This is a genomic window from Morganella morganii, from assembly GCF_041099235.1.
Taxonomy (GTDB): domain Bacteria; phylum Pseudomonadota; class Gammaproteobacteria; order Enterobacterales; family Enterobacteriaceae; genus Morganella; species Morganella morganii_E.
Genome location: NZ_JBFZSO010000013.1, coordinates 51815 through 62911 on the forward strand (window position 1 = coordinate 51815; position 11097 = coordinate 62911).

8 protein-coding genes and 2 tRNA genes are annotated in these 11097 nt (G+C 53.2%); all 10 read left to right on the top strand.

The features are described from left to right. Positions 1-12: 12 nt before the first annotated feature. Positions 13-1266: a glutamate-5-semialdehyde dehydrogenase gene (gene proA, locus AB7038_RS16610; RefSeq protein ID WP_072871851.1), complete on the top strand. Its 1254-nt coding sequence runs from the start codon at positions 13-15 to the stop codon at positions 1264-1266. A gap of 154 nt (positions 1267-1420) precedes the next feature. Beyond that, the gene (aroL, locus tag AB7038_RS16615) at positions 1421-1954 is read left to right on the top strand and encodes a shikimate kinase AroL (protein ID WP_024472634.1); all 534 of its coding nucleotides are present in this window, start codon (positions 1421-1423) and stop codon (positions 1952-1954) included. Between the two features lie 154 nt (positions 1955-2108). Then, positions 2109-4262 (top strand): bifunctional acyl-ACP--phospholipid O-acyltransferase/long-chain-fatty-acid--ACP ligase, encoded by a 2154-nt coding sequence (gene aas, locus AB7038_RS16620; protein WP_369453672.1) that lies wholly within the window; start codon positions 2109-2111, stop codon positions 4260-4262. After that, positions 4259-5464: a lysophospholipid transporter LplT gene (gene lplT, locus AB7038_RS16625; protein WP_072871849.1), complete on the top strand. Its 1206-nt coding sequence runs from the start codon at positions 4259-4261 to the stop codon at positions 5462-5464. Before aas ends, lplT begins: the two co-directional genes overlap by 4 nt. A gap of 3 nt (positions 5465-5467) precedes the next feature. Beyond that, on the top strand, positions 5468-5989 hold the full coding sequence (gene pncC / locus AB7038_RS16630; RefSeq protein ID WP_368890149.1) for a nicotinamide-nucleotide amidase: 522 nt from the start codon (positions 5468-5470) through the stop codon (positions 5987-5989). A gap of 86 nt (positions 5990-6075) precedes the next feature. Next, a complete protein-coding gene (gene recA / locus AB7038_RS16635) occupies positions 6076-7146 on the top strand; it encodes a recombinase RecA (protein WP_004237869.1) in 1071 nt (356 codons plus the stop codon). Between the two features lie 371 nt (positions 7147-7517). Further along, on the top strand, positions 7518-10145 hold the full coding sequence (gene alaS / locus AB7038_RS16640) for an alanine--tRNA ligase (RefSeq protein WP_368890148.1): 2628 nt from the start codon (positions 7518-7520) through the stop codon (positions 10143-10145). A gap of 229 nt (positions 10146-10374) precedes the next feature. Further along, complete coding sequence (gene csrA, locus AB7038_RS16645) at positions 10375-10566, top strand: carbon storage regulator CsrA (RefSeq protein WP_004237871.1); 192 nt, start codon at positions 10375-10377, stop codon at positions 10564-10566. A gap of 353 nt (positions 10567-10919) precedes the next feature. Then, a tRNA-Ser gene (locus tag AB7038_RS16650) sits at positions 10920-11012 on the top strand. 8 nt (positions 11013-11020) lie between these two features. Continuing rightward, positions 11021-11097: transfer RNA gene (locus AB7038_RS16655), tRNA-Arg, on the top strand.

Consider the following 11097-nt stretch of genomic DNA (forward strand, 5'->3'; position numbering starts at 1 on the left):
GGATATCAGCATATGTTAGAACAAACAGGTAAAGCGGCGAAAGCCGCCTCCCGGGCACTGGCTCAGTTGTCCGGGAAACAGAAAAATCAGGCACTGATCCGTATTGCCGATCTGCTGGAACAGAACAGTGCGCCGATCCTTGCTGCCAATGAACTCGATATTGCCAAAGCCCGGGAGCAGGGCTCGTCAGAGGCACTGCTTGATCGCCTGCTGCTGACTCAGGCGCGTCTGGAAAGTATTGCTGCTGACGTACGCAAAGTGTGTCAACTGGCGGATCCGGTCGGGGAAGTGATCGACGGCGGTGTGCTGGAAAGTGGTCTGCGTCTTGAGCGCCGCCGTGTCCCGCTCGGTGTGGTTGGTGTGATTTATGAAGCCCGCCCGAATGTGACGGTGGATGTTGCCTCGCTGTGCCTGAAAACCGGTAACGCGGTGATCCTGCGCGGCGGTAAAGAGACACACAATACCAATGTGGCGATGGTCAGTGTGATTCAGCAGGCACTCAGCGAGTGCGGTCTGCCGCAGGCGGCGATTCAGGCGATTGATAACCCGGATCGTGCGCTGGTCAATGAACTGCTGAAGATGGATCGTTATGTGGATATTCTGATCCCGCGCGGCGGCGCCGGTCTGCACCGCTTATGCCGTGAGCAGTCCACGATTCCGGTGATCACCGGCGGTATCGGCGTGTGTCATATTTTTGTCGATGAAACGGCGGATCTGCATAAAGCGCTGCCGGTTATCCGCAATGCGAAGGTACAGCGTCCGGGAGTCTGTAATGCGGTGGAAACGCTGCTGGTGCATGAAAAAGTGGCTGCGGAATTTCTGCCGCTGCTGAGTGATCACATGGCGGCGGATAATGTCACCCTGCATGCGGATCCTGCCGCGCTGGCGCTGCTGCAAAACGGCCCGGCAAAGACGGAAGCCGTAACCGAGGCACAACTGTCAGATGAATGGCTGTCACTTGATCTGAATGTGGTGATTGTGAAGGACATTGATGGCGCGATTGAGCATATCCGCCATTACGGCACTGAGCACTCAGAATCGATTCTGACGCAATCCATGTCTCAGGCTGATTATTTCGTGTCAAATATTGATTCATCAGCGGTATATGTTAATGCCAGCACCCGTTTCACTGACGGCGGTCAGTTCGGACTGGGTGCGGAAGTTGCGGTCAGCACTCAGAAACTGCATGCCCGGGGCCCGATGGGGCTGACGGCACTGACCACCTATAAGTGGATCGGAGTCGGTGACCATACGATCCGTTCATAAACAGGTCGTTATGCATCCGCAGGACGTTTTTTGTCAGATGACAGCCGCGTTCTGCGGATCGCGCTTTAGCTTTTTATCTGAGTACGCTATGATAGGCCATCTTAATTTACACTTATGTAAAATATTATGAACACCTGCGGAGAAAGCGGATAGTATGAATCATCAGGATGAGAAACCGATTATTTATCTTATCGGCGCCCGCGGGGCTGGCAAAACCACGGTGGGTAAACCACTGGCGCAGGCATTACTGTACGATTTTATTGACACCGATGCCTGTGTGACAGAACAGTGCCGGATGTCTATCTCACAACTGGTGGAACAATCGGGCTGGCGCAGTTTCCGTGAGCTGGAAAGTGATGTGCTGCGTCAGGTCAGTAAGCCGCATCGTCTGGTCTCCACCGGCGGCGGTATTGTGATGGCACCGGAAAACCGGGCGTTTATGCAATCTTCCGGCAAAGTGGTGTATCTGCGCGCCAGTGCCGAAACCCTGGCGGAACGGTTGTCACACACCCCTCAGGCCCATCAGCGCCCGAGCCTGACCGGCAAATGCATTGTGGAGGAGATGGCAGAAGTGCTGAGCAAACGCGAGCCGCTTTATCTGGAATGCGCGGATATCGTGGTGGATGCCACCTGCCCGGTACCGGAGCTTATCAGTCAGATCTGCACACGGATCCACGCCGCAGTATAGCGTCTGCTGCTGTATTATTGTGAACAGTGACACAAATCGAATAAAGGTAATTCCGTACCGCTCTGTCAGTTGGTTAATCAATCCGCTGTGTTATTATTAAAGCGTCTGCCCGCCGAACCGATTGGCGGAATAATAAATACACAGGGAATTCAGTATGTTGATGAATGTGTTACGTGCACTGCTCCGCGGATTATTCCGCATTCGTGTTACAGGTGACCTGAGTAATCTTAATCAACCGCGAAGTGTTATCACCCCGAACCATGCCTCTTTTATTGATGGTGTTCTGCTGGGGTTATTCCTGCCGACCCGGCCGGTGTTCGCGATGTACACCAATTATGCCACGCCGTTTTTCATCCGCTGTTTAAAACCCATTGCCGACATTATTCCGGTGGATCCGCGTAATCCGCTGGCATTACGGCATCTGATCCGCGAAGTGGAAAAAGGGCGTCAGATAGTGATCTTCCCGGAAGGACGGGTGACGATCACCGATTCTCTGATGAAGATCTACGACGGCGCTGCCTTTATTGCCGCCAAAACCGGTGCAAAAGTGATCCCGGTGCGGATAGACGGCGCGGAACTGACGTATTTCAGCCGGATGCGGAAAGTGATTAAAAGTCACTTTTTCCCGGCCATCACCATTCATGTTTTGCCGCCGGAAACCATTCCGATGCCGGAGGCACCCCGTGCCGCAGAGCGCCGCCGTCTGGCGGGGGAACATCTGCGCGACATTATGATGGACGCACGCATGACGTGCCGCCCGTCACTGACACTGCCGCAGGCGTTTCTCGGTGCGGTAAAACGTTACGGCCGTTTCCAGCGGATCATTGATGACATCAATTTCAGCGAGGACAGTTATCAGGGGCTGCTGAAAAAATCCCTCGGACTGAGCTGCATTATCAGCCACTACACCAAAGAGGGGGAGCGCACCGGCTTCCTGCTGCCGAATGCCACCGTGATGGGCGCGGCGATCCTCGGTGCCTCCATGCGCCGCCGTATTCCGGCACTGCTTAACTACACAGCGGGTGTTGCCGGGCTGCGTAATGCGATGAAAGCGGCGGGGATCACGACCATCATCACCTCGCGCCAGTTTCTGGAAAAGGGCAAACTGACACATTTGCCGGAACAACTGACAGAAGCCAACTGGGTCTATCTGGAAGAGGCGAAAGCATCCGTTACCCTGAAGGATAAACTGTGGGTGATGCGTCACCTGGTCACACCGCAGGCGGCACTGCTGCCGCAAAAACCGGAAGATGATGCGGTTATTCTTTTTACCTCCGGCTCGGAAGGTACACCAAAAGGCGTGGTACACAGCCACGACTCCTTGCTGGCGAACGTGGAGCAGATTAAAACGGTTGCGGATTTTACGCCGAAAGACCGCTTTATGTCCGCTCTGCCGCTGTTTCACGCGTTCGGGCTGACCGCCGGACTGCTCACACCGCTGCTGTGCGGCAGCCGGATTTTCCTCTATCCGAGCCCGCTGCATTATCGCATGGTGCCGGAGCTGACATATGACCAGAACTGTACCGTTATTTTCGGGACATCCACCTTCCTTGCCAACTATGCCCGTTTTGCTCATCCGTATGATTTTGCCCGTGTCCGCTATGCAGTGGCCGGTGCGGAAAAGCTGGCGGAAGGCACCAAACAGGTCTGGCAGGATAAATTCGGTCTGCGCATCCTGGAAGGTTACGGGGTGACAGAGTGTGCGCCGGTGATCTCCATTAACGTGCCGATGGCCGCCCGTACCGGTACAGTCGGACGGCTGGTGCCGGGGATGGAAGCTCGGTTGCTGCCGGTTGCCGGAATTGAAAACGGCGGGTTGCTGCAGGTGCGCGGCCCGAATGTGATGAAAGGGTATCTGCGGGTCGAAAAACCGGGTCAGATTGAACCGCCGTCAGCAGAAAATATACAGGGCGAGGTTCAGATCGGCTGGTATGACACCGGTGATATCGTCACGATGGATAAAGACGGATTTATCACTATCCGCGGACGGGTGAAACGCTTTGCCAAACTGGCCGGTGAAATGATCTCACTGGAGAGCGTTGAACAACTGGCACAGTGTGTTTCGCCGGACAAACTGCATGCCGTGGTGACGAAACCGGATGCAAAACGCGGCGAAGCGCTGGTGATGTTTACCACGGACAGTGAACTGGATCGCGCACAACTGCTGGCAGAAGCGAAAGCGAAAGGGCTGCCGGAACTGGCGGTTCCGCGTGATATCCGCTATATCAGACAACTGCCGGTGCTCGGCAGCGGTAAACCGGATTTTGTCACACTGAAACAACAGGCATTACAGGAGCCGCAGGTATGACAGCATCCGCCCCGTTACTGAACAAAGGCATGAAAGCGGTACTGGTTTCCCAGTTTATTACAGCATTTGCGGATAACGCGATCCTGTTCGCCATCCTTGCACAGCTCAGCGCCCGGCACTATCCCGAGTGGAGCCAGCCGATGCTGCAGATGGTGTTTGTGCTGACCTTTATTGTGCTGGCACCGTTTGTCGGACAGATTGCCGACAGCTTCCCGAAAGGGCGGGTGATGCTGCTGTCGAACGGCTGTAAGCTGTTCGGCGCGGTCGTGATCTGTTTCGGCTCGGATCCGTTTCTGGGATACGGGCTGATCGGGGTCGGGGCGGCGGCTTACTCCCCGGCAAAATACGGGATCCTCGGTGAGCTGACCACCGGTGAGCAACTGGTGAAAGCCAACGGGCTGATTGAAGCGTCGACTATTGTGGCTATTCTGCTGGGATCGGTAACCGGCGGTTTTCTGTCTGATTACCATATTACAATGGCACTGATTTTATGTACGGTGATGTACGCACTGGCGGCGGTGACCAACATCTATATTCCGCGTCTGCCGCCGGCGAAAACCGGTCTGAGCCGCAATCCGCGCACGATGGTGGTCACTTTCTTCCGTGCCGCGGTATCGCTGTGGAAAAACCAGGAAAGCCGCTTTTCCCTGACCGGTACCAGTCTGTTCTGGGGCGCGGGGGTGACACTGCGGCTGATGCTGGTATTGTGGGTTCCGGCGGCGCTGGGCATTACCGGCCAGACCATGCCGACACTCCTTAACGCGATGGTCGCTATCGGGATTGTGGCGGGAGCGGGGCTGGCTGCCCGCTTTATCACTCTGGAAACGGTGCGCCGCTGTATGCCGGCCGGGATCCTGATCGGGGTGATGGTCATTATTTTCACCTTCCAGACCTCGGTGGTGCCGACCAATATCACACTGATTATGCTTGGCGTGTTCGGCGGCCTGTTTGTGGTGCCGCTCAATGCCCTGCTGCAAAAGCGCGGTAAAGAGACGGTCGGGGCGGGGAACGCCATCGCGGTACAGAATATGGGGGAGAACGGCGCGATGCTTCTGATGCTGGGGCTCTACTCCCTGGCCGTCAAAGCCGGTGTGCCGGTGGTGGTGATCGGTGCGGCGTTCGGCAGCCTGTTTGCCATTGCAATCGGCGGATTATGGCTCTGGGATATCCGCCGCAAAAAACAGATTTCACAACAGGAGTGACCGATGCATGATGAACAGGCTCTGACCCGGCGCAGTACGCAACTGGGGTCTTATCTCCTTGAGGCCGGTCTGAGTGTCACAACGGCAGAATCCTGCACCGGCGGGTGGATTGCCAAGATGATCACAGATATCGCCGGGAGTTCAGCGTATTTTCAGCGCGGGTTTGTCACCTACAGTAATGATGCCAAACACAGTATGATCGGCGTATCAGAACAGTCATTGTCCGCCTTCGGTGCGGTCAGTGAGGCGGTGGTACGGGAAATGGCTGCCGGGGCGCTGGACACTGCTGGTGCGGACTTAGCCGTCTCTGTCAGCGGCATTGCCGGACCGGACGGCGGCAGTGATGAAAAGCCGGTCGGCACAGTCTGGTTCGGCTGGGCGTGGCGGGAAGAAACAGGCATAAAAACCGCTGCCCGCTGCTGGTGTTTTCCGGGCGATCGCAATGCGGTGCGCTGCCAGGCGGTGCTGAAAGGGCTCGACGGATTAATTGCAATTCTGACGAAAAAATCACTTGATACTGTATGACTATACAGTATAATCAGTTCAACAGATTCAGTTGAAACCATTTTAATAACCCGGGCGGCGTCTCAGGGGTTGAGAAGGGAGTTTACATGGCTATTGATGAGAACAAACAGAAAGCACTGGCAGCAGCCTTAGGTCAGATCGAGAAGCAGTTCGGTAAAGGTTCGATCATGCGTCTGGGTGAAGACCGTTCCATGGATGTGGAAACTATCTCAACCGGCTCTCTGGCACTGGACGTTGCACTGGGTGCTGGTGGTCTGCCGCTGGGACGTATTGTTGAAATCTACGGGCCTGAATCTTCCGGTAAAACCACACTGACATTACAGGTTATCGCAGCTGCACAGCGTCAGGGTCGTGTGTGTGCGTTTATTGATGCGGAACACGCACTGGATCCGGTCTACGCCAAGAAACTGGGTGTGGATATTGATAATCTGCTGTGCTCCCAGCCGGACACCGGTGAGCAGGCACTGGAAATCTGTGATGCTTTAACCCGCTCCGGCGCGGTTGATGTCATCATTGTTGACTCCGTGGCCGCGCTGACACCAAAAGCAGAAATTGAAGGTGAAATCGGTGATTCACACATGGGTCTGGCAGCCCGTATGATGAGCCAGGCAATGCGTAAGCTGGCCGGTAACCTGAAAAACTCCAACACCCTGCTGATTTTCATCAACCAGATCCGTATGAAGATTGGTGTGATGTTCGGTAACCCGGAAACCACCACCGGTGGTAACGCGCTGAAATTCTATGCCTCTGTCCGTCTGGATATCCGCCGTATCGGTGCGGTGAAAAACGGTGATGAAGTGGTCGGCAGCGAAACCCGCGTAAAAGTGGTGAAAAACAAAGTGGCTGCGCCGTTCAAACAGGCTGAATTCCAGATCATGTACGGCGAAGGTATCAACACCATGGGCGAGTTGATCGACCTGGGTGTGAAACATAAGCTGGTTGAGAAAGCCGGTGCATGGTACAGCTACAACGGTGAAAAAATCGGTCAGGGCAAGGCAAATGCCACAATTTACCTGAAAGAACATCCGGAAATGGCGGATGAGCTGGATAAAAAATTACGTGAGTTATTACTGAATCACAGTGGTGAATTCAGTACCGCAGCAGAAAGTTTCAACGAAGAAAGTGAAACGGAAGATGCGGGTAACGAAGAGTTTTAATTCGTAAAAACACACTGATTTTAAGATTTACAGTAATAAAATCATTGAGTTATTCTGAAAGCTGTATCCGTGACGGGTACGGCTTTCTTTTTATCTGCGGATAACAGCCTGTCACTGCTCCTCATACCGTGTTCTTTATACAGAAACCCCTCTCCCGGCCGGATGAACGCCGTTTGTACGAACAGACTTTCAGAAAAAGTTTATTCGCTTTACAATGGGTACAGCGAATGGATTTATCTGGGAATTAATGTTCAAGGGAAACCCTTAAATTTCTCTCCGCCTTGATTGATCCGAAGGTTGAATCGGAGCGGCTTCACAGTCTGTTTCGCAATTCATAAATCTTATTATTTCAGCTTGATTTCGGGATAAATATGAGCAAAAGCACCGCTGAGATCCGTCAAGCGTTTCTCGACTTTTTCCATACAAAAGGACATCAGATTGTCCAGAGCAGTTCGCTGGTTCCGAACAACGACCCAACGCTGCTTTTTACTAACGCAGGGATGAACCAATTCAAAGATGTTTTCCTCGGTCTGGATAAACGTCCTTACACCCGCGCCACCACAGCGCAGCGCTGTGTCCGTGCCGGCGGTAAGCACAACGACCTGGAAAACGTCGGCTACACTGCACGTCACCACACTTTCTTCGAAATGCTGGGTAACTTCAGCTTCGGCGATTACTTCAAGCACGATGCCATCAATTTCGCGTGGGAACTGCTGACCGGCAAAGAATGGTTTAATCTGCCGAAAGAGAAGCTGTGGGTTACTGTTTATGCAACAGATGATGAAGCGTACAACATCTGGAAAGATGAAGTCGGTGTTCCGGCTGAACGCATTATCCGCATCGGTGATAACAAAGGTGCCCAATACGCCTCTGACAACTTCTGGCAAATGGGCGATACCGGCCCTTGCGGTCCGTGTACTGAGATTTTCTTTGATCACGGTGACCACATCTGGGGCGGCCCTCCGGGATCACCGGAAGAAGATGGCGACCGTTACATCGAGATCTGGAACATCGTCTTTATGCAGTTCAACCGTCAGTCTGACGGCACATTAGAGCCGCTGCCGAAACCATCCGTTGATACCGGTATGGGTCTGGAGCGTATTACCGCTGTTCTGCAGCACGTAAACTCTAACTATGATATCGACCTGTTCCGCAAACTGATTGCCGATGTGGCGAAAGTGACCGGTGCTGACGATCTGACCAGCAAATCACTGCGCGTGATCGCCGACCACATCCGTTCCTGTGCCTTCCTGATTTGCGACGGCGTTATTCCGTCCAACGAAGGCCGCGGTTATGTACTGCGCCGTATCATCCGCCGCGCTGTCCGTCATGGTTACATGCTGGGCGCGAAAGATACCTTCTTCTACAAACTGGTTGCGCCTCTGATCGACGTGATGGGCTCTGCCGGTGAAGAACTGGCCCGCCAGCGTGTGATGGTGGAGAAAGTGCTGAAGTCAGAAGAAGAGCAGTTTGCCCGTACACTGGAACGCGGCCTGCAACTGCTGGATGACGAATTAGCCTCACTGACCGGGGATACCCTGAGCGGTGAAGCGGCATTCCGTCTTTACGACACCTATGGTTTCCCGCTGGATCTGACCGCTGATGTCTGCCGTGAGCGCAACCTGAAAGTGGATGAAGCCGGTTTTGAAGCGGCAATGGAAGAACAGCGCCGCCGTGCCCGTGAAAACAGCGGTTTTGGTGCGGACTATAACAGTCTCATCAAAGTGGACAAGCGCAGTGACTTCTCCGGTTATGACCACAATGAACAGGCGGCAACCATTGTTGCACTGTACAAAGAAGGTCAGCCGGTGACTGAGCTGAATGCCGGTGATGAAGGTCTGGTGATCCTGGATAAAACCGCGTTTTATGCGGAATCCGGCGGCCAGGTCGGTGATACCGGTGTACTGTCAAGCAACGATGCACAGTTCAGCGTTCTGGACACACAGAAATACGGCCAGGCTATCGGCCATGCCGGTCGTGTGGACAGCGGCAAGCTGACTGTGAACCACAAAATTACCGCGAAAATCGACGAAGAGCGCCGTAATGCTATCCGTCTGAACCACTCGGCAACGCACCTGATGCATGCCGCGCTGCGTCAGGTTCTGGGTGAGCATGTGTCACAGAAGGGCTCACTGGTAAACGATAAATACCTGCGTTTTGACTTCTCTCATTTTGAAGCCATGACACCGGCACAAATCCGTGAAGTGGAAGCCCTGGTCAACGCCGAAATCCGTAAAAATGAGCCGGTCGTGACTGAGCTGATGGATCTGGAAGAAGCGAAAGCCAAAGGTGCGATGGCTCTGTTCGGTGAAAAATACGATGAACGTGTCCGTGTACTGAGCATGGGTGACTTCTCAACCGAGCTGTGCGGCGGTACACACGCAGCACGTACCGGTGATATCGGTCTGTTCCGTATTATCAGTGAATCCGCCACAGCGGCCGGTATCCGCCGTATTGAAGCGGTCACCGGAGCCGGCGCACTGGAAAGCGTGAATCAGCAGTCTGATGCACTCTCTTCGGTGGCTCAGCTGGTGAAAAGTGATGAAGCCGGTGTGAGCGAAAAGGTCAAAGCTGCGCTGGATAAAATCCGCATCCTGGAAAAAGAGTTACAGCAACTCAAAGAACAGCAGGCTGCGCAGGAAAGTTCCTCCATGACCAAAGATGCCGTTTCAGTGAACGGTGTTAAACTCCTGGTGAAACAACTGACTAACGCTGAACCTAAAATGTTACGGACGATGGTTGATGATCTAAAAAATCAATTAAGCTCTGGAATTATTGTGCTTTCAACTATCAGTGATGATAAAGTTAGTCTCATTGCAGGTGTAACAAAAGATCTGACCGGCAAAGTCAAAGCCGGCGAACTGGTTGCCTTTATTGCTGAACAAATCGGCGGTAAAGGGGGCGGTCGCCCGGATATGGCACAAGCCGGCGGGACAGATACCGCTGCTTTACCTGCTGCTATGGCAAGCGTTGAAAGCTGGGTGGCATCTCACCTGTAGTCTGAGTAAATCTGAACAGGAGCACGCTCCGGCGTGCTCCTGATATTGGTGATAAGGTCTTTGTATCACTAACGTTAGGTCGCAATTTTTAACTACACTAAATATTGCAATGTGTCTAAAACTACATATAGTTTACAAATAATCATTGCTATACGCTTTCACGGTGTTGGATGGATAATGGCGGGTAAACTCAGAGGCCCGACTCTTTTAATATTTCAAGGAGCAAAGAATGCTTATTCTGACTCGTCGAGTTGGTGAAACACTCATGATAGGCGATGAGGTAACAGTGACTGTACTGGGTGTTAAAGGAAACCAGGTACGAATTGGTGTCAACGCCCCCAAAGAGGTTTCTGTTCACCGTGAAGAAATTTACCAGCGGATCCAGGCTGAAAAATCTCAACCCAATAACAATAACTATTAAGTTGTGAGGCGCGCTCGTTACCGCGACGGGCGCCTTCTTCTTTTCTTCCTGCTGCTATTATCCCGGCTCCTCACTTTTTTTCCTGCAAAAATCGCCCGTCATTCTGTCACTTTCTCTGCCCGCTGCCGGAATTTTTCCGGACTGCTGTGTTATGCGGATGTGGATCCTGCTGCCGTAAAAACACACGTATCGTTGTGAAAATCAACATAGTGCGCGGTAATTGTGCAAACGATCGTGAGATCTTAAAAAGTTGGGAAAAATTGTTTGACTTCTCAGTGGGGGAAAGTAATATGTGCGCCACACGACGACGAGATGACGGAAACGGCAATCATCGTTGTGTGGTCTGAAACAATGGTGAGATGGCCGAGAGGCTGAAGGCGCTCCCCTGCTAAGGGAGTATGCGGTCAAAAGCTGCATCGAGGGTTCGAATCCCTCTCTCACCGCCATTCAGATTGCACCCGTAGCTCAGCTGGATAGAGTACCCGGCTACGAACCGGGCGGTCAGAGGTTCGAATCCTCTCGGGTGCACCA